The organism is Hypericibacter terrae (genome assembly GCF_008728855.1).
Lineage (GTDB): Bacteria > Pseudomonadota > Alphaproteobacteria > Dongiales > Dongiaceae > Hypericibacter > Hypericibacter terrae.
The window spans coordinates 2,321,587-2,346,908 of the sequence record NZ_CP042906.1; the positions used below are offsets into that span (position 1 = coordinate 2,321,587).

The window sequence follows — 25,322 nt, forward strand, 5'->3', positions numbered from 1 at the left end:
GGTCCGGAGATGGCGGCCAGCGGCGCACAAGAACTTCAGGGTCGGGTCGCGATCGTGACCGGTGCCAGCAGCGGCATCGGTCGGGCGACCGCGGCGCTCCTCTGCCGGCGCGGTGCCCGCGTCCTGGCGGTGGCGCGCGACGAGGTGAAGCTGCGCGCCCTGTCGAAGGAGACCGGTGCCGAGATCTTTGCCATCTCCCTCGACAATGCCGCGGCCTGCGAGGCCGTCGTGGCCACGGCGCGCAAGCTGGGGCCGATCGCGATCCTGGTCAACAATGCGGGGCGGGGTGGGCATGAGGATGGTCCGATCTTCGACCAGTCGTCCGCGGAATGGCGCGCCACCATGGCGGTCAATCTCGACGCGCCCTTCGAGCTCACGCGCCTCGCCAGCCGCGACATGCGCGACCGGCGCTGGGGCCGCATCGTGATGGTGAGCTCGACGGCCGGCGAGGTGGGGGCGCCGGCGATGTCGGCCTATTGCGCCTCCAAGCATGGGCTGATCGGGCTGATGCGGTCGGTGGCGCATGACGTCGCCCCGTATAACTGCACCTGCAATGCGGTGCTGCCGGGCTGGGTCAAGACCGAGATGGCCGATCGCGACGCCGAGAAAGAAGCGGCCAAGCGCGGCCTGACGGCGGCCCAGGTCTGGAAGGAACGCGCCGACGCCTATCCGGCCAAGCGCGTGCTGGCACCTGAGGAGATCGCGGAGGTGATCGGGTTTCTCGCCTCGGATGCCGCCAGCGGCGTCAATGGCGAGGCGATGACGGTCTCGCTGGGGAGCGTCTGGTGATGGCCGAGCGCGAGGAAAGTCCCATCGTCGCCTGCCGCGGTGTCTGGAAGCTCTTCGGCGCCCGGGTCGAGGAGGCCCTGGCCGCCATGCAGAAGGAGCAGCTCCGCAAGGCCGAACTGCTGTCCCGGTTCGACTGCGTGGTCGGCGTCGCCGACGCCACCTTCGATGTCCGCCGCGGCGAGATCTTCTGCATCATGGGGCTCTCCGGCAGCGGCAAATCGACCCTGGTGCGCCATATCAACGGGCTGATCCAGCCGACCGTGGGTCAGGTGCTGATCGACGGCGAGGATATTGCCAAGAAGGATCCGGCGACCCTGCGCCGCCTGCGGGCCGAGAAGATCGGCATGGTGTTCCAGAATTTCGCGCTGCTGCCGCACCGCACCGTGATCGAGAACGTCGCCTTCGGGCTGGAGCTGCGCAAGATGCCGCGCGCCCAGCGCATGGCCCGCGCCGAGGAGGTGCTGGAGACGGTCCAGCTCACCGGCTGGGCCCATCGCTGGCCCGACGAATTGTCCGGCGGCATGCAGCAGCGCGTGGGCCTCGCCCGCGCGCTCGCGGGCGACCCCGAGATCCTGCTGATGGACGAGCCCTTCGGCGCGCTCGATCCCCTGATCCGCCGCCAGTTGCAGGATCAGTTCCTCGAGCTGTCGCGCGCGGTGCGCAAGACAACGGTCTTCATCACCCATGACCTGGAAGAGGCCTTCCGGGTCGGCTCGCGGGTCGCGATCATGCGCGACGGCCGCATCGTCCAGATCGGCACGCCGGTCGAGATCCTGCGCAATCCCGCCGACGATTACGTGGCCGAGTTCCTGAGCGGCCTTTCACCCGCCAAGGTCCTTCGGGCTTCCGACATCATGACGCCGCTGAACGGTCAGGCTCTGCCGGCCGAGGCGGCGAACTGGCCCAAGGCCCAGCTCGACAGCGATCTCGCCTTGCTGGCGGAGTTGCTGGCCGTGCAGGGGGACAAGGTGGTGATCGCCGACGGCACGGCGCGCGCGGTGGGATTGGTGGACCGGGCCGCGGTCCTGAAGACATTGGCACGGAGGCAGCATCATGCTTGAGAACCCCTCGGCCGAGGCGAGCCGGTTCGCCGGATCCGCGGAGCCCTCGACCTTGATGGCGGGCGCCCGGGCCTTCCTGCTGGGGCCCCTCTGGGCGGCGCAGCGCAGCCGCTGGTTCGTGTTCGCCATGGCCGCCATCGGCGAGGTCACCGGGCTGGTGTTACTGGTCCAGGGCTTCACCCCGCCGATCGAGGATGTCGTGCCGATGCCGGGCCGCGGCCTCGTCCTCATCATCCTGGTCCGCATTGCCCTGGGGCTGGTCGGCGCCTATGGCTCCTCGACCGCGGAGCGCGTGGCCGACAGCCGGCTCACGCCGCACCAGGCGCTGCTCATCGGCATCGCCATCCTGCTCTTCGCCTATCCGCTGATCGTCTATCGCTTTACCGCCCCGCAGCCCTGGAGCCTGCTGGTCAATTTCCCGACCTTCGACGGGCTCGACAGCGGCACCGCCTATCTCTTCGACGTCACGGTCGACTGGATGAAGCGGAGCTGGGTCGATTTCTTCGACGCCTTCACCGCGGGCCTGCGCGCCACCTTGAACGCGATCGAGACCGCTTTCGTGCTGACGCCTTGGCCGGTGGTGGCGATGACGGCGATGCTGGCTGCCTGGTATCTCTCGGGCCTGCGCGCGGTCGTCTTCGTGGGCTTGAGCCTGCTCTATCTCGGCATGTTCAATTTCTGGGAAAAGAGCATGTCGACTATGGCGCTGGTCGCGACCTCGGTCATCATCTGCGTCGTCATCGGCATCCCGATCGGCATCCTCTGCGCCAAGAACCGGCGCGCCAACACGATCATCGAGCCCCTGCTCGATATCATGCAGACCCTCCCGACCTTCGTTTACCTGATCCCGGCCGTGGCCTTCTTCTCGATCGGCAAGCCGCCCGGCGTCATCGCCACGGTGATCTTCGCGCTGCCCTCGATCGTGCGGCTGACGACGCTGGGCATCCGCCAAGTGCCGGCCCATGTGCGCGAGGCGGCCGACGCCTTCGGCGCCACGCCGGCGCAGCTGCTGCTCAAGGTCGAGCTGCCGCTGGCGATCCCGTCGATCCGGCTCGGCATCAACCAGACCATCATGATGAGCCTGTCCATGGTCGTCGTCGCCGCCATGATCGGCGCGGGCGGGCTCGGGCTCGAAGTGATCCACTCGCTGCAGCATCTGAAGACCGGCCAGGGAATGCTGGCCGGTATCGCCATCGTGGTCTGCGCCATGGCGCTCGACCGCATGGTCAGGCGCGAAGGCAGAGAGCGGCGACGGAAGTAGAACCCTCCACCGGGCCCTCTCTCGAAAAGAAGCCCGGGGAGACAGTGAGGAAGCAAACCCAGGAGAGGAGCTATGTTGAGACGTCTGACAATGCTGGCCACTGCCGCGATCGCCGTCCTGGCGCTCGCCGGCACGGCCGAGGCCAAGACCAAGGTGGTCATCGGCCAGCTGGACTGGCCGGGATCGACGGCGATCGAAGAAGTCCTGAAGCAGATCATGACCCAGTATCTCGACGCCGATGTCGAGACCATCGCGGCCGCGCAGGAAGCGCTCTACGAGGCGCTCGACAAGGGCGACGGGTCGGTCGACATCGTGGCCGACATGTGGACCGACCACCTGCCCGAGCAGATGAAGAACTACGTGCTGCCGGGCGGCCACCAGTCGATCCTGCTGAATGCCAAGCCCTATCTCGGCACCGAGGGCATCTTCATCCCCGCCTATGTGCAGGAGAAATACGGCGTGAAGGACCTGGCCGATCTGGCGAAACCGGACGTCGCCAAGCTGTTCGACAGCGACGGCAACGGCAAGGGCGAGATCTGGGCGGGTGCCGTGGGCTGGGAATCGACCAACCACACGCAGGTCCGCGCCAAGTCCTATGGCTTCGACAAGACGATGGAACTGACCACCGTCGACCAGGCCGTGTTCCTGGCGCAGCTCAAGGACGCCGAGGAGAAGCAGAAGCCGATCGTCTTCTATTACTGGACGCCGGAATGGATCTTCGCGGCCTACAAGATCGTCGAGCTGCAGCAGCCGCCCTTCGACGGCTACACCACCGAGGATGCGAAGGGCACAGACCGCTATAATCCGAACGGTTGCTACACCTTCTATCAGCCGGCGCAGCGCAACGATTGGCTCGAAGCCAGCAACATCAAATGCGGCCAGCCGCCGACCCGCGTGAACATCGCCTATTCGAGCGCCCTCAACAAGCGCGACCCCAAGATCGGGCAGTTCCTGAAGCAGGTGGCGCTCGACGCCAATGTCGTCAATCAGTGGATCCTGGCGATGGAAGTCGATCAGACTCCGGTGGAGCAGGTGGCGAAGGATTGGATCGCCAAGAACAAGGACATCGTCGAGAAGCAGTGGCTGGCCGGCGTGATGTAAGGCCAGTCTCTTGAAACTTGGATGACATGAGGGGAGGGGCGGGCGACCGCACCCTCCCCTTTTCTTAACGCCGTGTCGGCTTTCGAGGCGCGCCCATGATCTATGCCGAATATATCGCCCGCGACCGCTCCATCGCGCTCGAGATCTTTCGCCATCTCGGTCATCAGGACTGGGTCTCGGACGAGGACGATCGGGTGCTGAATATCGGCCGGACCATGAAGATCGGGCCCGAGCCGCATTACATGTGCTGGTGGCGTATCAAATCGATGGCCCGGATGGATGGGTGGGAGGATTACTTCCGCACGCCCGAGGGCCGACGCTATGCCCAGACCTCGCCCGTGCCGCGGGCCATGAGCTTCTATCGCTGCGGCCTCTATGACGAGATCATCGGCGAAGGCCGCCTGCCGGGCGGGCTTCATCTCGTGGAGTTTTTCGCTGCCGACGAGGCGAGCGATGCCGAGCTGGCCGGCTGGTTTCGCGAGCGCGCCAAGTCGAAGGACGCCGGCCGGCTCGGGCATGTCATCCGCCGCGTCGGACTGACGGGGCCCGATCCCGGCGGCATGGCGGTCTGGACCTTCCAGACCTATGTCGAGGCGGAGCCCTTCCTGCGGCGGCGGCACAAGGGCGGCCCGGCCAGGCTGGTCGATGTCGGGCTCTATCGCAATTTTGGCGAAGACATCGCATAGGCGCGGAGGCCCGCGCCGATCAGCGCCGCATCGCCGGTCATGGCGCCCTTGAGGATCGGCAGCGGCCGGGTCTCGGGGCTCCAGATATGGGCGCGGGTCTCCCGCAGGATCGCCTCCCAGAACAGGCCTTCGGATCGCGCCAGCCCGCCACCGACGATGACGGCTTCCGGATCCAGGATGTTGACGGCCTGGCCGAGGGCCACGCCGATGGCGCGCGCGGCGTCGAGGATCAGTTCGCGTGCCGGTCCGGCACTTGTCTGGGCGAGCGCGATCAGTTCCTTGGCCGAGCGCGCAGACAGGCCGGCCTTCGCGGCGAGTTTCGCCAGGCCTTCGCCGCCGGCGACATCCTCGAGAACCTGGGTGACGATCTCGCCGCTCGGCGCGCGCAGCGAGATCGGGCTGCTGGCGATGGCAAGCGCATTGCCGCGATGGCCGGCATGGGGTTCGCGATCGAGCACGAGGGCCGAGCTGATGCCAGTCCCGAGATTGAGATAGAAAAATTGCTGGTAGCGCTTGCCGGCGCCCAAACGCGCTTCTGCCAATGCTGCGGCCCGCACATCGGATTCCAGGACGGTCGGCAGGATCTCGGCGAAGCGGGTGAGGGGATCGAGCCCTTCCCAGCGGACGCGATGGCCGCTGCGGACCCGGCCCTGGAGATCGACCAGTTCGCAGATCGAGATGCCGATCGCGCGGGGATTGTCGGCCCGATGTTCGATGAAGGCGCCAACCTGCCGGACCAGATCGTCGAGGAAGGCCGCGCCGCTCGCGGCAGCGGTAGGCGTTGGCAGCAGGATTTTCTCGAGCAGCTCGCCGCCCGGCAGCCGCACCGCGCCGATGGCGGTCTTGGTGCCGCCGATATCGACGCCGATCACGGTCGCGGGGTCTGTCATTGCGACGGCTTGCGGATAAAAGAAGAATCACGCCCCCTCCCGTTGCGGGAGGGAGTAGGGGGAGGGGTGATGCCGCACGAGGTCGTGGTAAAAAGTGTCGAGCCTGGGCTACGCGTGTTCGCCCGTCCGTAGCTTAACCCCAGCCTGCTGCTTTCAGGGCGTTGATCAATCGTAAGTGTGGCCGTCAGCGCGCCCATGTCACCCCTCCCCCTACCCCCTCCCGCAAGGGGAGGGGGCGTGAGGTTTTTTTAAGTTCACGCGCTCTTCTGATAATGCGGCGCGATGCCGAACAGGAACTCGGCCGGTTCGGATCCCATGTTGTGATACTGGTGACCGACGCCCTCCGGCACGAAGAAGCCGTCCTTGGGGTGCAGCTCGAACCAGCGCTGACCCTCGGCTTCGGGCGTCAGGAGATTGAGCTCGCCCGAGAGGACATAGAGCCCTTCGTCGCCGCCATGAATTTCGAGATCGGATTTCTGCCCGGGCAGGAGGCGCATGCGCCCGACCGTCAGCTGGTCGGTCGCGGCATAGAGCCCGACGAGCGCGCCTTGCGTCTTGCCCTGGAGGCGCCAATGGAGATCGCTGTCGCGCAGGACCGTCATGCCTTCGCTTTTGCGCAAGGCCGCCGCTTCCATGGGAAAGTGGCCGAACACCTCGGGCCGCTCATAACGTGACTCCGTCAGGTAGGGCTTGGTGCGGGCATAGGCGCCCGAGGTGCCCTTGGAGGGCGGCGGCGCATAGAACTCCAGCACGCGCAGGGGCTCGGTGCCGAGGCTGAAGCCGTGATGCCAGGTGTCCTTGCGGAAGAACACGGCCTCGCCTTTCTGCGCGACCTGGACCTCGCCGGTCTCGGGATTGGCACAGCCGAATATCCCCTGCAGCACATAGAGCACCTCGTCGGCGCCGAAGACGGTCCGGTACTCCTCGGAATGGCGGAAGGCGCCGCCCGACGGCAGGCCGAACACGAGCTGATGGATCTTGTCGCTCGAGGCATAGATCCAGTCGTCGACTTGGGCCGATTGCTCGTCGCCCCAGAGATGGCGCGTGACCTGGTCGTAGCGGATATGGGTCGGGCGATCGAAGGTCGGCCGGGGCGAAGGGCGATAGCTCATGATGTCCTCTCGGGCGATCGGGATCGGGGCCGATCAGGTGGGAAGGGATTTGACGAAGGCCGCGATATCCCCCGCCAGCTCATTGGCGGCCTGCCAGGGCACGGCATGACCGACATCGTGGCGGCCATTGTCGCTGCTGGCGACGGCGCGATAGACGTTGCAGCGCCAGGGCGTGCCGTGGCGGCGATGGGCCTCGCTCATGGCATGCTCCATCACCCGCTGGTCGGGCTCGATCGGGAAGATCTCGTCGCGCGCGGCCGAGACAACGAGGCTCGGTACGCGCAGATCCATCAGCCGCTCGGACGTCTCCATCTCGAGCAGGCCGGTGAAGGCGCCGAACCAGGTGGCGAGCGGGATGTCCGCCGTCCATTCGACCGCGGCGGCACAGAGCGCGGGATCGACATTGGGCGTCACGCACCAGACGTCGCGCAGCCAGGTCATCATCGAGGAGTCGAGCTGGCGCATCGTGAAGCCGGCGAGGCCTTGCGGGTAACGGAGGCCCTTGGCCTCGGCCAGGCCGGGCAGTCGGCGGCCGAAGAGCTCACCCATGACATCGCGGACGAAGAGCGGGTTGTCGCGCGAGTTGGTCGTGGTCGCGACCATCGCCAGCCCTCGCAGGCGGTCGGGATAGGTCAGCGCCACCTCCTGGCCGATCAGCCCGCCCAGCGAATGGCCGACCAGGATGGCGCGCCCGATCCCGAGGGCGTCGAGCAGCCCCACCGCATCCGCCGCGTAATCGGCGAGCCGGAAGCCCTCCGAAGTGATGTGGTTCGAGGGCGCCAGCACCGGCAGCGAGGAATCGCCATGGCCGCGAAGATCCATGCTGATCCAGGGGATCTCCGGCGCCACTTCATGGAGCGCGTTGCGGAAGGGCTCCCAGGTCGCGCGGTTGTCGGTGATGCCATGGATCAGCAGCAGCGGCGTGGCGGTACCGTCACCGGACCGCGACCAGGCGATCTCCATGCCCGAGCGCAGCGTCGCGACGCCGTGGGCGAACGGATGCTGGGCGAAGGCAAGCGCTCGGGGAGCATTCGCGGTCATGGGGAAGGGTCACTGCCGTGTTAGATACCAGTTAGATACCACAATAGGTCCAGGAAAAACTAGGGTGCTGGCGCACTGCAGACGCAGTCATGGTCAGCCGGGTGAAACTGCGGGCAATCGGCCGGAAGCAGCCAGGCGAGCTGATAGCCGCCTCCGGTTGGGACAAGGCGCACCAGGAAATGGCGCATGCCGATATAGATGACACCGTCTGCCATTTCGACGATCGAGTTCGGGAACAATCCTCTGAAATCGACTCTGAGGATGGTTTCCGCGGAACCCGACGGGGAAAGGCGGATGACCTGCGCCGACGTGACGATCACGATGCTCCCATCAGGGGAGAGGAACGAGGCCCGAGGGGCTCCCTCGAGGTTTGCAACAAGCACTGCGTTCGGAGGGCTCACGCTCTCGTCGCTCAGGCGCCAGATCTTCCCCTCGCCAACAGTGCCCCAGCCATCGACGGCGACGCCCCAACCATCGCTACCCGTCAGCAGAAAGTTGCCGGTGGGACTGCGAACGAGCGATTGCGTATTCTCTGCGAGGATCGGCGAACGCATAGAGCCTTCGGGGGCAATCCACTCGAGTCTTCCACCCCACTCGCCCAGATCCTGCCCAACGAGACGCCCGCCGGCGTAGGGAACGTCCAAAGGCCCCGGCATGACGACCGGGCCGCTGCTCAGCTTGAGAACTCCGTTTGACACCCTGGCAAATCGGTTCACCCAAGCCTGACCCACGCATTCACGATCTGGGTCGCTCAATTCGCTAATCTTGTAGACTCGCCAGCCGTCGGGCGGCGCCAGGAGATCGGTGGCCAAGGCCGTCGAGTGCTTAACGAACAGGCAAACCAACATCGCGGCCGCAACGGTCAGTCCGAGATGGCGGGCGAAAGCAGCAACGATCGATCTCGTCATGACGCTTTTCGCTTCCTGCCGTCTCAGAGCCGGCTGTCGATGAATTTTCCATCCTTGGCAATGACCTTGCCCCGCGCGATCACGACGCGGTCGGCCGGGCGGCGTACCACGGCATCGCCAACCGTCTCGGCATCGATGAGGAGGAGATTGGCCGGGTGGCCGACGGCAATTCCGTAGTCGTGCAAGCCCAGCGCCTTGGCGCCGTTCTCGGTCACCGTGGCGAGGGCGGCGGACAGCATCTCGTCCTTCGACCAGTCGAGCCGGTAGGCCAGCAGCATGGCGCGCTCCAACATGTCGCCATTGCCGAAGGGCGACCAGGCATCGCGGATTCCGTCCGAGCCGCAGCAGAGATTGACGCCGGCCTCGCGCAACCAGGTGGCCGGTGGGATCTCCGTGTCGGCGGGCGCCGAGGTCATCAGGCTGATGTCGAGATCGGCGAGACGCTGCGCGAGCTTCTCGATCCGCACGCGCGGCACCTGGCCGAGGCAGTAGGCATGGCTGACCATAACCTTGCCCTTGAGGCCGTTCGCCGCCGTGAAATCGGCGATGCGCTCGATCTGCCAGACGCCGGACTCCTCGCGGTCATGGAGATGGATATCGACGCCGCGGCCATATCGGGTCGCGAGGCCGAAGACAGTCTCGAGATGGCGGATCGGGTCGCGGTCGATGCCCGCGGGATCGAGCCCGCCCACGGTCTCGACGCCGAGCTTGAGCGCCTCTTCCATCAATTCGGCCGTGCCCGGGCGGATCAGCAGTCCGGTCTGCGGGAACACCACGAACTGCATCTCGGCGATGTCGCGATAGCGCTCGCGTAGCGCCAGCATGGCCTCGACATGCTTGAGCCCGAACTCGGGATCGATATCGATATGGGAGCGGAGATGGAGCGTGCCCTTGGCGATGAAGGTCTCGAGCAGGCCGCCGGCACGCTTCGCGATCGGGACCGTGACCTCGCGCAGGATGCGGCGCTCGTTGTCGATATAGTCCTTGAGCGTCGGGCCGGCGCTGTTGGGGCGCCAGGGCATGCCCCAGAGCGTCTTGTCGAGATGGGTATGGCTCTCGACCAGCCCCGGCAGCAACAGCCGGCCCTTGCCGTCGAGCGTCTCGATGCCGGGCGCGGCGAGACCCAGCCCGATCGCCGCGATGCGGCCCTCGCGGATCACCAGATCGATGGCGGGGCCGCCCAGGATATGGACGTTGCGGATCGCGAGATTGCCCGGCATGACGGGATCAGGTCGCCGGCAACACCACAACGCGATGCATCACGCAGGTCTGCTGAGGCGGGCGGCGCATGGGGCGAGACTCCCTGTTGATGCCCGCCTCGGCTGACGGGCCTGCAAGACAGATTCGTCTTCGCCAGAATGCCAGCAGCCGGGGAACGCCGGTAGAGGTCGCAAATCGCCTTCGATCGGCGGCGGCCACGAAAGCGGTCCCTGGTTTCTTCCAAGAGATCGTGAGGCAATATTCATGAGGTCCTGGTCATTGTTCTTAATTTCATGAATAGAGCCTGGGGATTTCATGAAATCGGCGCCATAGGACCTTAATCCCCAAGAAATGACACAATCACGGTCGAAATCAGGGCCGCCGCGGACGCGTCGCGATGGGCCCGTCCGGCGGCATCAGAAACATAGATGCCATTGGAGGCAGCCAATCATGACCATCCGTATGTCCAAAGGGCTTCGCGTTCTCGGGTTCGGGGCCGTCAGCCTGATCGCCGTCGCCACTGCCGCGCTCGCGGCCGATCTCTCCAAGGAAGCCGCGACCGCCGGCCAGCATGCCGGCATGGCCGCCAGCGCCACCGACCTCAAGACCGTCGAGACCCATCTTCACATGACGATCAATTGTCTGGTCGGCCCGAAGGGCAAGGGCTTCGACGCCCAAGTCGCCAATCCCTGCAAGGATTTGGGCAATGGCGCCCTGACCGAGAACACCACCCCCGCCAACAAGAAGCTGCTGAAGCAGGCGCTGGCCAAGGCCGAAACCGGCGCCGCGACCTCCGATCTCGCCAAGGCGAAATCCGATGCCAAAGCGGCCCAGACCCTGCTCGATAAGGTGATGTGATCCGGCGTCACGACCACTCTTGACGGCCTGCGAGTGCCCGGCCGATTCTTGACACCTCGATCCCGGCGGCGCGGTTTGGCAGCCCTTCCGGATGCCCCACCGTCCTGGTGCCGCCCTGAAACGAAGGGTGTCCCGGTATGACTCGCAAGCCGAAGGCGATGTCTTCCAAGGCCAAGTCCGAGGCCGTCAAACCTCAGGCGGCCAAGGCCAAGGCGTCGGAGACAGCGAAGCCCGCAGCCCGGCGTTCGGCGGCGAAACCGCCGTCGGCGCCGGGCGCGGATGACGGCGGGGAGTTCGCCTCGCCGGCCTGCTCGGCCCATGAGGTCGACCCCGCCTATATGATGGCGCCAGCCAAGCCGGCCGCGTCGAGCGCGGCGGCCGCGAAGCCTGCCCCGTCGGAAAAGCCGAAGGCCGAACCCGCTGCGCCGGCGGCTCCAGCGGCCGGCCATGACCCGGCTGCGGCGAAGGCGCATGCCCCGAACCCCTCGCGCGTGCCCTTCAATCAGGGTCCCAAGCCCGGTTGGGCAGACCGCCATACGAAATCGCCTCACAATCAGGGGCGGGGCCGCATGCGCGTCGGCCGGCCGCATGGGCGCGGGCAGGGTGGCTGATCGCCTGACCTCGCTGCGGCAGCACGACGGCTGACGCGAGCCCGACGCATGGGCTAGCGTGCCGCCCATGATTCGGGTCACGCGCAGCATCGCCCTCGACGAGTCGGAGATCTCGGAGAGCTTCATCCGCGCCTCCGGCCCCGGCGGCCAGAACGTCAACAAGCTCTCGACCGCGGTGCAGCTGCGCTTCGACGTGCGTCATTCGCCGTCCTTCTCGGACGAGGTTCGAGTGCGGCTGGAGCGGCTGGCGGGCAAGCGGCTGACCCGCGACGGGGTGATCGTCATCACCGCGCAGCGTCACCGCGAGCGGGAGCGGAATCGGACCGATGCGCTCGAAAGGCTGCTGGAGCTCATCCGTCAGGCGGCCGAGCGGCCGATCCCGCGTCGCCCGACCCGGCCCACGCTGGCCTCGAAGCGGCGCCGCCTCGAGGGCAAGAAACGCACGTCGGGGATCAAGAACCTCAGGCGCAATCAATCGGATGGGGACTGATTCGTAGGCCAGGGGATGAAGATCCCCGCAGCAATCGCCAGTGCCCCGGGCGGTTCCGCCGGCCTGCGCGAAAGGGCCGCGAATGCCCTGATTGGAAAAGCAATCCGGCCATATTATGGTCCGGCTCGTGAGTGCCGCCGGGGCTCAGGCTCCGGCCGGTTGGGCGTCTTAGAGGGACGGGTTCGATGGCGGGTTTGAAGCGGTCATGGCTCGGCAAGCGCGTGGTGCGCTACGGCAAGAAGGCCCGGTTTCGCCTGGGGCGGCTGCTGGCGGCGCAGTCCACCGTGCCCAACAGCCCCGTGCTCGACCTGAAGCTGTTCCCCTTCCTGGCGCCACTCGAGGAACATTGGCAGGACGTCCGCGCCGAGTTCGACCGGATCTATGCCGACCCCGAAAAGCTGCCCTCGTTCCACGAGATCTCGCCCGACCAGAAGCGCATCTCGAAGGCCGGCCATTGGAAGGCGTTCGTGTTCTACGGTTTCGGCGAGCGCAGCGAGCGCAATTGCGGGGTCTGCCCCAAGACCGCGGCGCTCCTGGCCGGCATTCCCAACCTGCAATCCGCCTGGTTCTCGATCATCGGGCCGAACTATCACATCCCGGCGCATAGCGGCGTCACCAAGGGCATCCTGCGCGCCCATCTGGGGCTGAAGGTCCCGGCCGAGGCGGAGCGTTGCTCCATGCGGGTGGAGAAGGAGAAGATCGTCTGGCGCGAGGGACGCTGCATCGTGTTCGACGATTCCTACGAGCATGAGGTCTCGAACGACACCGGCGAGACCCGGGCCATCCTTCTGCTCGATTTCGATCGGCCGATGCGGCCTCTGGGCCGGGCCGCCCACCGCTTCTCGATCTGGGCGCTCAAGCAGTCGCCCTATTTCCGCGACGCCAAGCGCAACATGATCCAGTGGGAGGATCGGTTCGAGGCCAACTATCACGATTGGGAAGCGGCGGCGCGCTAGCGCCATCCTTCGCAAGCCCTCGCGAAGGGATCCCTCATGAACGCGGACATCCCTTCCTCCGTTACCGTCGTCACCGGGGCCTCGGGCGGGATCGGCCGCTCCCTCGCGCTGGCGTTGGCACGGCGCGGCGAAGCCGTGGTGCTGATCGCGCGCCGCAAGTCGCTGCTCGACGAAGCGGTCGACGAGATCACCAAGGCGGGCGGCCGGGCGCTGGCGATCGCTTGCGACGTCACGGACAGGGAGGCCCTGCGCGCCGCGGTCGCGGAGACCGAGCAATATTTCGGCCCGATCGGAAGAGTCATCGCGAATGCCGGCGGCGGCAAGCGGGCGGCGGGCTCGACGCTGAACGCCGAAGCCATCGAGGCGACGATGCGGCTCAACTATATGGGCACGGTGCATATCGTCGAGGCCGTGCTGCCTTACATGCTGGCGCGCGGGCAGGGGCATCTGGTCTTCGTGAGCAGCCTTGCCGCCTTGCTGGGATTGCCCGGTGCGGCCGGCTATAGCGCGGCCAAGGCGGCGGTGGCGCGGCTGGCCGAAAGCCTGCAGATCGATCTCGCGCCCCAGGGCATCGATGTGACGCTGCTCTATCCGGGCTTCGTCGACAAGGGCAACAAGAAGAAGCGCAAGCCCCTGTCGATGTCCCTGTCGCGCATGACCGACCTGACGGTCAGGGCGATCCTGGCGCGCCGGCGCTGCTACATCTACCCGCTGAGCCTGCGCTTGGCGCTGGGGCTGGTCCGATGCCTGCCGGCGGGCCTGCGGATCGCGCTGCTCGGCCGCTTCGCGAAGAAGAGCTGACGCTCAGTCGCCTTCGGCCGCCGCGAAGTCGAGTTCGATACGCGCGCCGTTGGGATCGTAGAAGAACACCTGCCAGGTGCCGGCATGGCCGGCCTGCTTGCGCTTCATATATTTGACCCCATGCGCGTCGAGCTTGGCCACGGTCGCCGCCATGCCCTTGGCGGTATAGGCCATATGGTCGATCACGCCGGAGCGCGGATTGGGCATGGGCCGCCCGGCGATGATATGGAGCACGGCCTGGCCGGTATGGTCGGTCGGCGCCTGCGCATACATCCAGGCGCCCGGAAAACCAAGGTCGGGCCGATAGCCGTCCTTGAGCCCCAGAAACTCCGTATAGAACGTCACGGTGGCCCCGAGGTCTTCGGCGAGGATCGTGAAATGGTTCATGCCTTGGGCTGTCATGGCGTCCTTCCCGGGTGAGCGCATCGCTTCCGCCGTTCGGGCAGCATCGCCCGCCGCCGGCGCGATTGACAAGACCGGGCTTCTCGCGGAACGGTGCGGGTCGGAACCGGTCCCGTTACGGAGTATCCCCCTTGAAAGTCTATATCAGCGCCGATATCGAAGGCACCGCCGGCATCACCCATTGGGATGAGGCCGACCGCAACAACCCCGCCTATCCCGAATTCCGCGAGGAAATGACGCGCGAGGTGGTGGCGGCCTGCGACGGCGCCGTGGCGGCGGGGGCGACCGACATCCTGATCAAGGACGCGCATGATTCCGGCCGCAACATCTATGTAAGCCAGCTGCCGGAATGCGCGCGCATCGTGCGCGGCTGGAGCGGCCATCCTTATTCGATGGTGCAGGAGCTCGACGAGAGCTTCGACGCGCTGGTCCTGGTCGGCTATCACTCGCGCGCCGGCGCCGAGGGCAACCCGCTCGCCCACACCATGTCGCTGAACGTGGCCGAGATGCGCATCAATGGCGAGCCGGCCTCGGAATTCATGCTCCACACCTACGCCGCCGCCACGCTCGGCGTGCCGGTCGCTTTCGTCTCCGGCGACGAGGGCCTCTGCGCCGACGTCAAGAAGGTGAACCCGAAGATCGGGACCTTCGCCACCAGCCGCGGCGTCGGGCCTTCGAGCGTCAGCGTCTCGCCAGCGCGCGCCCAGCGCGGCATCCGCGAGGGCGTCAATGCGGCCCTGCAGGAGGATCTGGCCTCGATGAAGATCCGCCTGCCCAACGCCTTCACGCTGCAGATCAAATACACCAACCCGGTGAATGCCTATCAGGCCTCGTTCTATCCGGGCGCCAAGCATCTGGGGGACCGCACCATCGGCTTCGAGACCGGCGATTTCTTCGAGGTGATGCGCGCGGTGAAGTTCACGCTCCGGGATTAGGGCGCGCGCTTTTTCTGGATGCGTGAATTTCCGGCTGCAGATTTCTGGATATGCAGCCGAGGAGATGTAGGCGAATGTCATCGGCAGAATCAGCGTTGGTCGTCCTGGTACCGGACGCCGAGCCGTTGGTGGATTCCTTTCGACAAAAGTACGACCCTTCTGCCGCGGAGGGCATACCGGCCCACATCACAATATTGTACCCGTTCCTGTCACCCGACCGAATCGATACGGCAGTGCTCGGCTTTCTTCGACAATGCTTTGCGCGCGTTGCTCCGTTTCGCTTTTCCCTCGCGAAGACGGAGCGGCTCGCTGCAGAAGTCCTGTATTTGGCACCAGATCCCGCCGAGCCGTTTCGCGAACTGACTTTGGCCGTCTGGAATCGGTATCCGCAGACGCCGCCCTACGGCGGAAAGCATACTAACATCGTGCCGCACCTGACCGTTGCCCAACTTGCAGACGAGCGGGAATTGGACCGAGTTGCCGAGGAGTTCGCGAAAGCATCTCCGGAAAAGCTGCCGATCCATGCAGCAGCGACCGAAGTCGCGTTGATGGATAACAAATCGGGCCGGTGGCAGGTCCGCGCCAGCCTGGGGCTGGGCGGATCGATCGAAAACCTATAAGCCGCACCAGCTCAACCAAGCATATTCGTCCCGCTGGTCTAGGACGCGCGTGCGGTGACCTGTGCCGCCGGCACCGGAATCAGCCGTGCCGCCAGCTGCTCGCAGGTCACCCGGATATCGGGAACGGCGACGATCTCCCAGAAGGTGCCCTTGGTGATCGGGCCGATCGCGAAGAGATCGGTGGCGGCTCTGCCGTTGCGCCCGACGACCGCGCCGTCCGGCTCGACCTCGATCCCGAGCCGCAGCGGATCGGGACGGATCCGCCCCTCGCGCAGGAGCTGGCGCAGCAGCGGCTGATCGATCTTGGTGCAATCGGTGCGCGGGCCCGAGCAGTCGATGATGCGATCGACCACCAGCGAGAGCGGCGGCAGGCCGCCGCGCGGCGCCACGGTCACGGCGAATCCTCCGGGCCGGCGGTCCTTGCTGGCGATGCGTCCGGTCAGGAGGCGAAGCTGGCCGCTGTCGCGGGCCTCGAGGATGCGCTCCATGATCTGCGGCGCGGTGCGGTGACGATGGACATCCCACCAGGGCCGGAGATGACGCAGGAACCGCGCCCGTTCCCGAAGCGACAGCTCCTGCCAGAGCCGTTGCGTGTGCGGGCGAAGCCCGTCGATCACCACGCGCCAGCCTCGGCCTTGCGCTTCGGCTTCCCGGCAGGTCGCGCGCACCAGGCGCAGGAGTTTTACCAGGGAGGTTCCGCGCGGGGCTTCCTCGAACACCCAGGGGGCGGGGAGCGCGCCGCCTTGCGTGCGCAGATGGACGCGCGGCAGCAGGCCCCGGCGCGAGAGCGCATAGATCGGTCCGCGATGACCCCGATCGAGCAGCGAGATCACCGTATCGATCATGGTGAGGCCCGTGCCCAGAGTCAGCACAGCGCGGTCCGGCGCGAGGCCGGCGAGCGCGTTCGCGTCCCAGGGATCGCCGTGATAGCCCGGCGTCGAGCCCGCGGGCGGGAAATTTCCGATCGCCAGCACCGCCTCGTCGACCGCGAGCCTGCGGCCCATTGCCAGCTCCACCTCCCAGCCACGGTCCCGGCGATGCAGGGCCACGGCCTCGTCGGTCACGAGATCGAGCTGCCGGCTGCGGCCTTCGCGCCAGATCCGGTCGCCCAGCAGATGCTGGATGTAGCGGCCGAAGAGGCCGCGCGGGACGAAGCCCGTCGGCCCCGGCGGCTCGGCCAGCTGTGCCAGCTCTTCGGCCTGCAGGCCGCGCAGCCACTCGACGAAATGCGAGGGCCGCTCCGAGAACGCGCTCATATTGCCGGCCCGCACATTCAGCAGATGATTCGAGTTGCCGGTCGAGTAGGCGAGCCCGAGCCCGAAGCGGCGATTGCGCTCGATCAGGAGAATGCGGTCCTGCGGACCGCAGCGGTTGAGAAGATGAAAGGCGAGCAGCGATCCGCTGAACCCGCCGCCGACGATCGCGATGGTCTTGCCTTCTTGGCCGGCCATGGCAGCACCCCTTGGAGTCGGTGGAAGGATCAGCGCGGACGGTCGCCGAGGATCGTGGCGCGGTGCATCACGCGGCGGTGCGGCAGATAGTCGGCCAGCGCGTAATGCTGGGTGCAGCGGTTGTCCCACATCGCGACCGTGTTCGGCTTCCAGCGATGGCGCACAGTGAATTCCGGCCGCGCGACGTGGGTGAAGATATAGCGCAGCAGGCTTTCGCTCTCGCCGCGGGTGAGCTCGTTGATATGGGTGGTGAAGCCCTCATTGACGAACAGGCCCTTGCGCCCGGTCTGGGGATGGGTGCGGACCACCGGATGGACGACGGGGCGATGGGTCGCGCGCGTCCGCAGCCATTTCGCCTCGTCGTCGGGAGTCGTCGCATAGCGCGAGCGAGGGAACGACTTCTCGAAATCGTGGGTCGCGGTCAGCCCGTCGAGAAGGGTGCGCATCGAGGTCGAGAGCGTCTCGTAAGCCGCGATGCTGTTCGACCAGATCGTGTCGCCGCCGAGGGGCGGGAGCTGCTTGGCATAGAGCACAGCGCCCAGCGGCGGCGTCTCGATGAAGGTCACGTCGGTGTGCCAAGTGTCGTTGTCCGGCGGGTTGCCTTCATGGGTGTCAAGCACCAGGACCTCGGGCGTGCCTTCGACCGTCGGATAGATCGGGTGGATATGAAGCTTGCCGAACCGCGCAGCGAAATCGCGATGCTGGTCGGGCGTGAGGTTCTGGTCCTCGAAGAAGATGACTTTATGGGCCAGGAGGGCCTGCTCGATCCGGGCCTGGTTCTGGGCATCCAGGGGCCGGGCCAGGTTGACGCCGTCGATGACGGCACCGATGGCGGGGCTGAGGGGCGTCACGGTCAGACGGCGGGCCAGAAGGATGTGGTTCATCGGAAGCTCCCGTTGGCGTGGGTGAAATCGACCCCGGCTTAAGCGGACGGTTCCCCTTGGCGGCCCTGGTGAAATCGAGCTTGAGCCTGGGAATCCGTCTTTGGCCTTGCCCTTCTTTTTAATCACTACTAAACTGATCGGCAATTAAGAGATTCTTTCGGATAGCGGGAGGTTCACGATGGCTGCTGGTTCCCGACGCCTTCCCTCGCTCAACGCCCTCCGGGCCTTTTGGGCGGCAGCCCGCCACGGCAGCCTGGTTCAGGCCGCGGGGGAGCTCCATGTCACGGCCGCGGCTGTCAGCCAGCAGGTCCGGCTTCTCGAAGATTCCCTGGGGGTTCCGCTGTTCGAGCGGACCAAGAAGGGGCTGGTCCTGACCGAAACCGGCTCCCGGATTCTGCCCGGCATCGACGATGCCTTCGGGCAGCTCCATGACACCTTGGCCTTGCTGGATGCCGGCAGCGAGGATGAAGGCTCGCTCACGATTTCCGTGGCGCCGTCCTTCGCCACGAAATGGTTACTGCCGCGCCTCAGCCGTTTCATGGCGCGCCATCCGGGCATCGAGGTGAACGTCAAGGCGAGCGCCGACCTCACCGATTTCGAGACCGACCGCATCGATCTGGCGATTCGCTATGGCCGCGGTGGCTATCCGGGGCTGACGGCGGAGCAGTTTCTGCGCGACCGGCTGTTCCCGGTCTGCAGTCCGGCCCTCGTCGCACGCCACGAGCCCGGCGACCTGGCGCAGTTTCTCCAGACCGTGACGCTGCTTCATGACGACAGCAGCGACCAGCACAAGGCCTTTCCGGGCTGGAAGATGTGGCTCAAGGCGGCCGGCATCGACGATGTCGTCGACTGGCGCAAGGGCCCGCATTTCGATCATTCGGTCCTGGCGATCGAGGCGGCGCTCGCCGGCCTGGGCGTGGCGCTGGCGGCGCCCTCGCTGGTCGGCGCGGATATCGACGCCGGACGGCTGGTGCGGTTGCCGGGCAAGGCGATGGAGATGGAGTTCGCCTATTTCCTCGTCTATCCGCCCAATCGCGCCTCCTCGCCGAAATTGCAGGCGATGCGACAATGGATCTTCGACGAGCTCACCGGCAGCGACGACACCATCGCCGGCGCCGAGGTCGTGGTCACGCCCGATGCGGTGTTCGATCAGTCCGGGATGGCGGCCGCCGGAATCTCGCCCGTGGCGCGGCGCGGCTTGCGCAGCAGCAGCAAGAGCGGGGCCGCGAGCAACGTCACCCACATCATCAGCAGGAAATCGTCCACATAGGCGATGGCCGAGGCCTGGCGCGTCACCTCGCTATTCAGGGCAGCGATGCCGGTCTGCGTCGCCGGCGACCAGAAGGACGGCAGCCAGGGCGACTGCATCATCATGCCGTAGGGCGTGACCTGCTCCGCGATCTCGGAATGCACGATCTGGGTGTTGCGCGACAGCATCGCGATCACGACCGAGATGCCGATCGAGCTGCCGACATTGCGCATCAGGCTGAAGAGGCCGGCGGCCTCGGTGCGGTAGCGCGGCGCCAGCGTCGAGAAGGTGATCGTGCTCAAGGGCACGAAGATGAAGCCCAGCCCCAGCCCCTGGATGACGCCGCTCTCGATCAGCGTGTATTGCGACACGTCGGGCGTGAAGCCCGCCATCTGCCAGAGCGAATAGGCCGCGAGCGCCAGGCCGAAGGCGATCAGCGCACGCTGGTCGAACTTGTTGATCAGCCTGCCCACCACCATCATGGCGATCATCGTGCCGACGCCGCGCGGCGCCAGGATGAAGCCCGTGGTGATGACCGGGTAATCCATGAGGTTCTGCAAGTAGGGCGGCAGCAGCGCCATGGTCGCCAGCAGGATCACGCCCACCATGAAGATGATGACCAGCCCGATCGAGAGATTGCGGTCATGGAAGATCGCGGGCTCGAGGAACGGGTGCTCGTGGGTGAAGGTCTGGACCAGGAACAGGGCGAAGCAGGTGCCCGCCACCACGGTCTCGATAATGATCTCGGTCGAGCCGAACCAGTCGAGCAGCTCGCCGCGGTCGAGCATCATCTGCAAAGCGCCGATCGCGATGCTGAGCATGGCGAAACCGAAAATATCGAAGCGGCGCTTATGGTCGCGCTCGGTCTCGGGCAGGAAGGCCATGATGCCCAGAAGCGCCAGGATGCCGAAGGGCAGGTTGATGTAGAAGACCCAGCGCCAGTTGTAGATCTCGGTCAGGTAGCCGCCGAGCGTCGGGCCCAGGATCGGGCCCACCATCACGCCCACGCCCCAGAGCGCCATGGCCTGGCCATGCTTCTCGCGCGGATAGGTATCGAGCAGCACCGATTGCGAAAGCGGGACGAGGGCAGCTCCGAAGACGCCTTGCAGCAGCCGGAACACCACCATCTCCTCGAGCGAGGTGGCGATGCCGCAGAGCATCGAGGCCACGGTGAAGCCGCTGACGGCCCACATGAAGAGGCGCTTGCGGCCGAACTTGGCCGCGAGCACGCCGGTCGGCGGCGTCATGATCGCCGCCGCCACGATATAGGAGGTCAGCACCCAGGAGATCTGGTCCTGGGTGGCCGACAGGCTGCCCTGCATATGCGGGAGCGCGACATTGGCGATGGTCGTGTCGAGCGCCTGCATGATGGTCGCGAGCATCACGCAGACGGTGATGAACCCGACATGGCCGATCCGCCCGGCGGGCGCAGCGGCCGCGCCGGCAGAACCGGCGGCGGCGCTGCTCATTGAGAAACTCCGCTATCGGCGCCGACCCACGCCAGGGCCGAGCGGACGACGCTCGGCAGCAGGCGGTGATGCTGCGTGTCGATATCGACCAGCACGCTCATGCCGGACTTCAAGGCGGGCAGGTCGTCGTTGGGCTGCAGCACCAATCGGACCGGAATGCGCTGCACCACCTTGACCCAATTGCCGGAGGAGTTCTGCGGCGGAAGGATGCTGAATTCGGCGCCCGTGGCGGCGCCGATGCTGTCCACGACGGCGGGAAACTCGACGCCCGGATAGGTGTCAACCGTGATCGTCGCCTTGTCGCCAGGCTTCACATAGGTGAGGTCCGTCTCCTTCATGTTGGCTTCGATCCACAGCGAATCCGCAGCGACCAGGCTGAAGGCGGGGGCACCCTTGTTCACATAGTCGCCGGGCCGCAGGTGATCGACCATGCTGACGATGCCGGCGATGGGGGCGAGCACCGTGGCCCGCTTGAGATCGAGCGCCGCCTGGTTGACCTGGGCCAGCGCCGCCAGATATTGCGGATGATTCTCCGGCGCGATGTCCGGATCCCCGCCGAGTTCCGCCATGATGCGCTGAATATCCTGCTTCACGCTGCCGGCGGCGCTGATCGCGACCTGATACTGCGTTCGCGCCTGGTCGTAGTCGGATTCGGAGACGACATGCGTCTCCACCATCTTGGCGCGGCGCTTATATTCGCGCTCGGCGAAGTCGATCTGCGTCTGCGCGGACTGGAGATCCTCCTGGCGCTGATGATAAGCGGCCTTGAGCGCGACGATGTTGTTGCGGACATTGTCGAGATTGGCCTGGGCCTGATCGAGGGCGATCTGCAGCGGCTCCTTGTCGAGCTCGAACAGAGGCTGACCGGCCGCGACCTGCTCGTTCTCATGGACCAGGACGTGGGTCACGCGGGCCGAGATGTCGGCGCTGACCGAGACCATATGGGCGCGCACATAGGCATTGTCGGTCCCGACATAGCGGCCGCCGGTGACATAGATATAGCCGGCGACCAGCAGCACCAGCAGCGGAATCGCGGGCAGTAGGACGCGCCGCCAGAAACGGCGTCGGGCGAGGCGGCGCCGGGTGGCGGCTTCGCGTTGTGCCGCAATGACGTCTTCAGCGTCGTGGGGAGAGGAGACGCTGCTATTGGATCCGTCAGGCATGATTCACGGCCACTTCGGGTTCTGCCGCACCGTTCGTCGTTTTCTCGGCGGCGAGGTCGCGGCTGGTGAGATTGGCCCGCACCTTGATGAGGGCCTCGATGAGAAAGTCCTGCTCCCGTTCGTCGATGCCGGCTAGCGCGACGGCGCGGGTCTCCGCGGCCAGCGCCATCAGCTGGTCGAGCACGGGTCGCGCCTTGTCCTTCAGGAACAGCTGGCGGGCACGGCGGTCGTCCGGATCGGGCCGGCGCTCGACCCAGCCCGCGGCTTCCAACCGGTCGAGCAGGCGAACCAGCGTGATCGGTTCGAGCTCGAGCGTGTCGGCGACAGAGGCCTGGTTCGAGCCTTCGTTGCGCTTGAGATGCGCCAGCACCGACCATTGAGCGCGCGTGAGCCCCAGGCTTCGGGCGCGGCGATCGAAATCGCGCCGCAGGAGACGGGCCGCGTCATAGAGCAGAAAACCGAAACTGCGTTCGGGATTGTATCCGGTCATGCAGGGGATCCTTGGTGAAGCATATTATGAGTGTGCTCATAATATGCCATCATGAAAGTTTCAAGAGAAATCATAGTTATCCATAATAAACAGTCACGTATGGGATTCCTGCCACCCGCCGCCGAACCGCATCGACGCCCCGTTATGTAAAGGAGCTGCCATTTTTGCGGGGAGGGGGGCCGGGGATCCCGCCGTCGTTATTCCCAACCGGCTACAACGTGCGATATGGTCGCGCAGCTATATGGAACCTCAAAGGGGGATCGAGCATGCCGTTGCGGAGTGAGAATCGTCGCCGGTTCGTGGCGTCGCTGATGGCCGGCGTTGTTGCGGTGGGTTTGACGGTCGCGCCGGTCGTGGCGTGGGCCGCCGATCCGGTGATCTTCGCCGCCGCCAGCCTCAAGAATGCGCTGGATGATGTGGCCAAGGCCTACGAAGCCAAGACCGGCCACAAGGTGACGATCTCCTATGCCGGCAGCTCCGCGCTGGCGAAACAGATCGAGCAGGGGGCGCCCGCCGACATCTTCATCTCGGCCGATCTCGATTGGATGGATTACCTCGCCAACAAGAATCTCATCAGGAACGACACCCGCCGCAATCTGCTGGGCAACACGCTCGTGCTGGTGGCGCCCGCCGACAGCAGCGTCTCGCTCAAGATCGCGCCGGGTTTCGACCTGGCGAAGGCGCTGGGCGACGGCAGGCTCGCGGTGGCCGATCCGGCGTCGGTGCCGGCCGGCAAATATGCCAAGGCGTCGCTGGAAAAGCTGGGCGCGTGGGACAGCGTGAAGGACAAGCTGGCCCAGGCCGAGAATGTCCGGGCCGCGCTCGCCTTCATCGCCCAGGGCGAGGCGCCGCTCGGCATCGTCTATCAGACCGACGCGACCGCCGAGCCCAAGGTCAAGGTCGTGGACACCTTCCCCGCCGACAGCCACGCGCCGATCATCTATCCTGTCGCCCAGACGGCCTCCTCGACCAACCCCGACGCAGCCGCTTTCCTGCAGTTCCTGGGGACCGAGGACGCCCACAAGCTGTTCGAGGGGCAGGGCTTCGAGGTCCTGAAATAGGCCAGAGTGTCGTTCTCCTTCAGTCCTGAAGAACTTGTCGCAATCGGCCTCAGCCTGAAGGTGGCTCTCTGGGCCGTGGTCGCCAGCACGCCGGTCGGCGTGCTGGTAGCCCTGCTGCTGGCGCGATGCGAGTTCTGGGGCAAGTCGCTCGTCAATGGGCTGGTGCATCTGCCGCTGATCCTGCCGCCCGTGGTGACCGGCTACATCTTGCTGCTGCTGTTCGGACGCCGCGGTCCCCTGGGCGAGTTTCTCGAAGCCAGCTTCGGGATCGTCTTCGCCTTCCGCTGGACCGGCGCCGCCCTCGCCGCGGCCGTGATGGGTTTTCCCTTCCTGGTGCGCGCCGTGCGGCTCTCGATCGAGGCGGTCGACCGGCGGCTTGAATCCGCGGCCGGCACCCTCGGCGCGCGGCCGGCCTGGGTGTTCCTCACGGTGACCCTGCCGCTCTCCGTGCCCGGCCTGCTCGCCGGCATGACCCTCATGTTCGGCAAGGCGCTCGGCGAGTTCGGCGCCACCATCACCTTCGTCTCCAACATCCCGGGCGAGACCCAGACGCTGCCGACGGCGATCTATGCCTTCACCCAAGTTCCGGGCGGAGAGGCGCAGGCACTGCGCCTGGTGCTGGTGTCGGTCGCCATCTCGCTTGCGGCTTTGATGCTGTCGGAAGTCTTCGCGCGTCGTCTGGCGCGCCGGGTCGTCGCCGCGTGACGCTCGAGGTCGATGTCGCGCTGTCGCGCCCCGCATTCGCGCTGGCGGCGTCCTTCCGCACCGGCCCGGGCGTCACTGCGCTCTTCGGGCAGTCGGGATCGGGCAAGACCACGCTGGTCAATATGGTCGCCGGCCTGGTGAAGCCTGACCGGGGCAGGATCCTGGTGGATGGCCGTGCGCTCTACGACAGCGACGCGCGCATCGATCTGCCGAGCCATCGCCGGCGCGTCGGCTATGTGTTCCAGGAGAGCCGGCTCTTCCCCCATCTGACGGTGCGCCAGAACCTGCTCTACGGCTCCTGGTTCCGGGGCCGGCGGTTCCGGTTGGGCTCGGTCGACCAGATCGTGGAGCTCCTCGGCATCGGCGACCTGATGAGCCGGCGGCCCTCATCCTTGTCGGGCGGCGAGAAGCAGCGCGTTGCGATCGGTCGCGCCATCCTCTCGGATCCGGCGATCCTCCTGATGGATGAGCCGCTGGCCTCGCTTGACGACGCGCGCAAGGGCGAAATCCTTCCCTATCTCGAGCGTCTGCGCGACGGGCTCGACCTCCCGATCCTCTATGTCAGCCACGCGCTGCCCGAGGTGGTGCGACTCGCCACCACCATGATCCTGCTCTCCGCCGGCAAGGTCGTCGCGAGCGGGCCGGTCGAGGAGGTGATGGGCCGTTCCGATCTCTTTACGGCCGCCGGCCGTTACGAAGCGGGCTCGGTGCTGGATGCCCAGGTCGCCGCGCATGACCAGGAATTCGGCCTGACCGAGCTGGCCACCGCCGGCGGTCCGCTGCGGGTGCCGCGGCTCGACAATCCGGTGGGCAGCCGGTTGCGGGTGCTGATCCGCGCGCGCGACGTGATGATCGCGACAGAGCGGCCCGGTCACATCAGCGCGCTGAACATCCTCGCCGGCCGGATCGTGGCGCTCCAGGACGATGGGCGTCCGATCGGCGAAGTTACCATCGCGGTGGGCGAGGGCAGAATCCAGGCGCGGATCACGCGCCGCTCCATGAGCCAGCTCGGCCTGGCGACCGGCCGCGAGGTCTTCGCCGTAGTCAAGACCGTCTCCATCGACCATAAGAGCTTCGGCCAGTATCCGGAGCGGTCCGGTCCCGAACGGCAAGAGATCTGACGTCCCG

26 protein-coding genes and 1 pseudogene are annotated in these 25,322 nt (G+C 66.3%); 16 read left to right on the plus strand and 11 right to left on the minus strand.

The genetic code is table 11. The features are described 5' to 3' along the window. Positions 1 to 9 precede the first annotated feature (9 nt). The 5 genes from FRZ44_RS10720 (at position 10) to FRZ44_RS10740 (ending at position 4,898) form a co-directional block, all read left to right on the plus strand. Positions 10 to 789: an SDR family NAD(P)-dependent oxidoreductase gene (locus FRZ44_RS10720; protein ID WP_151177175.1), complete on the plus strand. Its 780-nt coding sequence runs from the start codon at positions 10 to 12 to the stop codon at positions 787 to 789. Next, positions 789 to 1,850 (plus strand): quaternary amine ABC transporter ATP-binding protein, encoded by a 1,062-nt coding sequence (locus FRZ44_RS10725; protein WP_151177176.1) that lies wholly within the window; start codon positions 789 to 791, stop codon positions 1,848 to 1,850. Before FRZ44_RS10720 ends, FRZ44_RS10725 begins: the two co-directional genes overlap by 1 nt. Then, entirely contained in the window at positions 1,843 to 3,111 is a 1,269-nt protein-coding gene (locus FRZ44_RS10730) for an ABC transporter permease (protein WP_151177177.1), read from the plus strand. Before FRZ44_RS10725 ends, FRZ44_RS10730 begins: the two co-directional genes overlap by 8 nt. A gap of 72 nt (positions 3,112 to 3,183) precedes the next feature. Continuing rightward, positions 3,184 to 4,212 carry an ABC transporter substrate-binding protein gene (locus tag FRZ44_RS10735; protein WP_151177178.1) on the plus strand — a complete coding sequence of 343 codons (1,029 nt, stop codon included), beginning with the start codon at positions 3,184 to 3,186 and terminating at the stop codon, positions 4,210 to 4,212. Positions 4,213 to 4,307: 95 nt separating this feature from the next. Continuing rightward, on the plus strand, positions 4,308 to 4,898 hold the full coding sequence (locus FRZ44_RS10740; protein ID WP_151177179.1) for a hypothetical protein: 591 nt from the start codon (positions 4,308 to 4,310) through the stop codon (positions 4,896 to 4,898). On the opposite strand, the gene FRZ44_RS10745 is transcribed toward FRZ44_RS10740, so the two are convergent. From FRZ44_RS10745 to FRZ44_RS10765, 5 genes are all read right to left on the minus strand, one after another. Further along, positions 4,868 to 5,788 (minus strand): ROK family protein, encoded by a 921-nt coding sequence (locus FRZ44_RS10745; protein ID WP_151177180.1) that lies wholly within the window; start codon positions 5,786 to 5,788, stop codon positions 4,868 to 4,870. The genes FRZ44_RS10740 and FRZ44_RS10745 overlap by 31 nt on opposite strands. A gap of 254 nt (positions 5,789 to 6,042) precedes the next feature. After that, positions 6,043 to 6,900, minus strand: coding sequence for a cupin domain-containing protein (locus tag FRZ44_RS10750; protein ID WP_151177181.1), 858 nt, complete (start codon positions 6,898 to 6,900; stop codon positions 6,043 to 6,045). A gap of 33 nt (positions 6,901 to 6,933) precedes the next feature. Further along, positions 6,934 to 7,941 carry an alpha/beta fold hydrolase gene (locus FRZ44_RS10755; protein ID WP_151177182.1) on the minus strand — a complete coding sequence of 336 codons (1,008 nt, stop codon included), beginning with the start codon at positions 7,939 to 7,941 and terminating at the stop codon, positions 6,934 to 6,936. Positions 7,942 to 8,000: 59 nt separating this feature from the next. After that, positions 8,001 to 8,849, minus strand: a complete 849-nt coding sequence (locus FRZ44_RS10760) for a hypothetical protein (protein WP_151177183.1) — start codon at positions 8,847 to 8,849, stop codon at positions 8,001 to 8,003. Positions 8,850 to 8,872: 23 nt separating this feature from the next. Further along, the gene (locus FRZ44_RS10765) at positions 8,873 to 10,069 is read right to left on the minus strand and encodes an amidohydrolase family protein (protein WP_151177184.1); all 1,197 of its coding nucleotides are present in this window, start codon (positions 10,067 to 10,069) and stop codon (positions 8,873 to 8,875) included. A 430-nt stretch (positions 10,070 to 10,499) separates the two neighbouring features. Here FRZ44_RS10765 and FRZ44_RS10770 point away from each other — a divergent pair, with 430 nt between their 5' ends. The 5 genes from FRZ44_RS10770 (at position 10,500) to FRZ44_RS10790 (ending at position 13,765) form a co-directional block, all read left to right on the plus strand. Next, the gene (locus FRZ44_RS10770; RefSeq protein ID WP_151177185.1) at positions 10,500 to 10,907 is read left to right on the plus strand and encodes a hypothetical protein; all 408 of its coding nucleotides are present in this window, start codon (positions 10,500 to 10,502) and stop codon (positions 10,905 to 10,907) included. A 137-nt stretch (positions 10,908 to 11,044) separates the two neighbouring features. Next, positions 11,045 to 11,518, plus strand: coding sequence for a hypothetical protein (locus FRZ44_RS10775; protein WP_151177186.1), 474 nt, complete (start codon positions 11,045 to 11,047; stop codon positions 11,516 to 11,518). A 67-nt stretch (positions 11,519 to 11,585) separates the two neighbouring features. Continuing rightward, a complete protein-coding gene (gene arfB, locus FRZ44_RS10780) occupies positions 11,586 to 12,008 on the plus strand; it encodes an alternative ribosome rescue aminoacyl-tRNA hydrolase ArfB (RefSeq protein WP_151177187.1) in 423 nt (140 codons plus the stop codon). A 185-nt stretch (positions 12,009 to 12,193) separates the two neighbouring features. Beyond that, on the plus strand, positions 12,194 to 12,964 hold the full coding sequence (locus FRZ44_RS10785) for an aspartyl/asparaginyl beta-hydroxylase domain-containing protein (RefSeq protein WP_151177188.1): 771 nt from the start codon (positions 12,194 to 12,196) through the stop codon (positions 12,962 to 12,964). A 36-nt stretch (positions 12,965 to 13,000) separates the two neighbouring features. Next, positions 13,001 to 13,765: an SDR family NAD(P)-dependent oxidoreductase gene (locus FRZ44_RS10790; RefSeq protein WP_151177189.1), complete on the plus strand. Its 765-nt coding sequence runs from the start codon at positions 13,001 to 13,003 to the stop codon at positions 13,763 to 13,765. A gap of 3 nt (positions 13,766 to 13,768) precedes the next feature. Here the strand turns inward: FRZ44_RS10790 and FRZ44_RS10795 are convergent, their stop codons facing one another. Further along, complete coding sequence (locus FRZ44_RS10795) at positions 13,769 to 14,167, minus strand: VOC family protein (RefSeq protein ID WP_151177190.1); 399 nt, start codon at positions 14,165 to 14,167, stop codon at positions 13,769 to 13,771. 131 nt (positions 14,168 to 14,298) lie between these two features. Here FRZ44_RS10795 and FRZ44_RS10800 point away from each other — a divergent pair, with 131 nt between their 5' ends. After that, positions 14,299 to 15,102: a M55 family metallopeptidase gene (locus FRZ44_RS10800; protein ID WP_151177191.1), complete on the plus strand. Its 804-nt coding sequence runs from the start codon at positions 14,299 to 14,301 to the stop codon at positions 15,100 to 15,102. Between the two features lie 74 nt (positions 15,103 to 15,176). Then, positions 15,177 to 15,722, plus strand: coding sequence for a 2'-5' RNA ligase family protein (locus FRZ44_RS10805; RefSeq protein WP_191908530.1), 546 nt, complete (start codon positions 15,177 to 15,179; stop codon positions 15,720 to 15,722). A gap of 38 nt (positions 15,723 to 15,760) precedes the next feature. On the opposite strand, the gene FRZ44_RS10810 is transcribed toward FRZ44_RS10805, so the two are convergent. Both FRZ44_RS10810 and tauD read right to left on the minus strand, forming a co-directional pair. Then, positions 15,761 to 17,173 (minus strand): FAD/NAD(P)-binding protein, encoded by a 1,413-nt coding sequence (locus FRZ44_RS10810; protein WP_151177193.1) that lies wholly within the window; start codon positions 17,171 to 17,173, stop codon positions 15,761 to 15,763. 29 nt (positions 17,174 to 17,202) lie between these two features. Beyond that, positions 17,203 to 18,057, minus strand: a complete 855-nt coding sequence (gene tauD / locus FRZ44_RS10815) for a taurine dioxygenase (RefSeq protein WP_151177194.1) — start codon at positions 18,055 to 18,057, stop codon at positions 17,203 to 17,205. A gap of 178 nt (positions 18,058 to 18,235) precedes the next feature. Between tauD and gcvA the strand changes: the two are divergent. After that, positions 18,236 to 19,099: pseudogene (gcvA, locus tag FRZ44_RS27265) on the plus strand (transcriptional regulator GcvA); the annotation flags it as partial. 107 nt (positions 19,100 to 19,206) lie between these two features. Here the strand turns inward: gcvA and FRZ44_RS10825 are convergent. The 3 genes from FRZ44_RS10825 to FRZ44_RS10835 are packed head-to-tail and all read right to left on the minus strand — an operon-like array spanning position 19,207 to position 22,428. Next, positions 19,207 to 20,775 carry a DHA2 family efflux MFS transporter permease subunit gene (locus FRZ44_RS10825; RefSeq protein ID WP_151177196.1) on the minus strand — a complete coding sequence of 523 codons (1,569 nt, stop codon included), beginning with the start codon at positions 20,773 to 20,775 and terminating at the stop codon, positions 19,207 to 19,209. Then, positions 20,772 to 21,938, minus strand: a complete 1,167-nt coding sequence (locus tag FRZ44_RS10830; RefSeq protein ID WP_151177197.1) for an HlyD family secretion protein — start codon at positions 21,936 to 21,938, stop codon at positions 20,772 to 20,774. Before FRZ44_RS10830 ends, FRZ44_RS10825 begins: the two co-directional genes overlap by 4 nt. Further along, a complete protein-coding gene (locus FRZ44_RS10835) occupies positions 21,931 to 22,428 on the minus strand; it encodes a MarR family winged helix-turn-helix transcriptional regulator (RefSeq protein WP_151177198.1) in 498 nt (165 codons plus the stop codon). Before FRZ44_RS10835 ends, FRZ44_RS10830 begins: the two co-directional genes overlap by 8 nt. Before the next feature lie 266 nt (positions 22,429 to 22,694). On the opposite strand from FRZ44_RS10835, the gene modA reads away from it, so the two are divergent. The 3 genes from modA to modC are packed head-to-tail and all read left to right on the plus strand — an operon-like array spanning position 22,695 to position 25,315. Next, positions 22,695 to 23,489, plus strand: a complete 795-nt coding sequence (modA, locus tag FRZ44_RS10840; protein WP_225308647.1) for a molybdate ABC transporter substrate-binding protein — start codon at positions 22,695 to 22,697, stop codon at positions 23,487 to 23,489. Between the two features lie 6 nt (positions 23,490 to 23,495). Next, a complete protein-coding gene (modB, locus tag FRZ44_RS10845; RefSeq protein WP_151177199.1) occupies positions 23,496 to 24,194 on the plus strand; it encodes a molybdate ABC transporter permease subunit in 699 nt (232 codons plus the stop codon). Beyond that, positions 24,191 to 25,315, plus strand: coding sequence for a molybdenum ABC transporter ATP-binding protein (modC, locus tag FRZ44_RS10850; RefSeq protein WP_151177200.1), 1,125 nt, complete (start codon positions 24,191 to 24,193; stop codon positions 25,313 to 25,315). The genes modB and modC overlap by 4 nt, the downstream gene beginning before the upstream one ends. Positions 25,316 to 25,322 lie beyond the last annotated feature (7 nt).

Bases quoted from the DNA above. Each gene is read 5' to 3' on its own strand.
- FRZ44_RS10720 (WP_151177175.1), top strand. From the start codon at position 10: ATGGCGGCCAGCGGCGCACAAGAACTTCAGGGTCGGGTCGCGATCGTG.
- FRZ44_RS10725 (WP_151177176.1), top strand. From the start codon at position 789: ATGGCCGAGCGCGAGGAAAGTCCCATCGTCGCCTGCCGCGGTGTCTGG.
- FRZ44_RS10730 (WP_151177177.1), top strand. From the start codon at position 1,843: ATGCTTGAGAACCCCTCGGCCGAGGCGAGCCGGTTCGCCGGATCCGCG.
- FRZ44_RS10735 (WP_151177178.1), top strand. From the start codon at position 3,184: ATGTTGAGACGTCTGACAATGCTGGCCACTGCCGCGATCGCCGTCCTG.
- FRZ44_RS10740 (WP_151177179.1), top strand. From the start codon at position 4,308: ATGATCTATGCCGAATATATCGCCCGCGACCGCTCCATCGCGCTCGAG.
- FRZ44_RS10745 (WP_151177180.1), bottom strand. From the start codon at position 5,788: ATGACAGACCCCGCGACCGTGATCGGCGTCGATATCGGCGGCACCAAG.
- FRZ44_RS10750 (WP_151177181.1), bottom strand. From the start codon at position 6,900: ATGAGCTATCGCCCTTCGCCCCGGCCGACCTTCGATCGCCCGACCCAT.
- FRZ44_RS10755 (WP_151177182.1), bottom strand. From the start codon at position 7,941: ATGACCGCGAATGCTCCCCGAGCGCTTGCCTTCGCCCAGCATCCGTTC.
- FRZ44_RS10760 (WP_151177183.1), bottom strand. From the start codon at position 8,849: ATGACGAGATCGATCGTTGCTGCTTTCGCCCGCCATCTCGGACTGACC.
- FRZ44_RS10765 (WP_151177184.1), bottom strand. From the start codon at position 10,069: ATGCCGGGCAATCTCGCGATCCGCAACGTCCATATCCTGGGCGGCCCC.
- FRZ44_RS10770 (WP_151177185.1), top strand. From the start codon at position 10,500: ATGACCATCCGTATGTCCAAAGGGCTTCGCGTTCTCGGGTTCGGGGCC.
- FRZ44_RS10775 (WP_151177186.1), top strand. From the start codon at position 11,045: ATGACTCGCAAGCCGAAGGCGATGTCTTCCAAGGCCAAGTCCGAGGCC.
- arfB (WP_151177187.1), top strand. From the start codon at position 11,586: ATGATTCGGGTCACGCGCAGCATCGCCCTCGACGAGTCGGAGATCTCG.
- FRZ44_RS10785 (WP_151177188.1), top strand. From the start codon at position 12,194: ATGGCGGGTTTGAAGCGGTCATGGCTCGGCAAGCGCGTGGTGCGCTAC.
- FRZ44_RS10790 (WP_151177189.1), top strand. From the start codon at position 13,001: ATGAACGCGGACATCCCTTCCTCCGTTACCGTCGTCACCGGGGCCTCG.
- FRZ44_RS10795 (WP_151177190.1), bottom strand. From the start codon at position 14,167: ATGACAGCCCAAGGCATGAACCATTTCACGATCCTCGCCGAAGACCTC.
- FRZ44_RS10805 (WP_191908530.1), top strand. From the start codon at position 15,177: ATGTCATCGGCAGAATCAGCGTTGGTCGTCCTGGTACCGGACGCCGAG.
- FRZ44_RS10810 (WP_151177193.1), bottom strand. From the start codon at position 17,173: ATGGCCGGCCAAGAAGGCAAGACCATCGCGATCGTCGGCGGCGGGTTC.
- tauD (WP_151177194.1), bottom strand. From the start codon at position 18,057: ATGAACCACATCCTTCTGGCCCGCCGTCTGACCGTGACGCCCCTCAGC.
- FRZ44_RS10825 (WP_151177196.1), bottom strand. From the start codon at position 20,775: ATGAGCAGCGCCGCCGCCGGTTCTGCCGGCGCGGCCGCTGCGCCCGCC.
- FRZ44_RS10830 (WP_151177197.1), bottom strand. From the start codon at position 21,938: ATGCCTGACGGATCCAATAGCAGCGTCTCCTCTCCCCACGACGCTGAA.
- FRZ44_RS10835 (WP_151177198.1), bottom strand. From the start codon at position 22,428: ATGACCGGATACAATCCCGAACGCAGTTTCGGTTTTCTGCTCTATGAC.
- modA (WP_225308647.1), top strand. From the start codon at position 22,695: ATGCCGTTGCGGAGTGAGAATCGTCGCCGGTTCGTGGCGTCGCTGATG.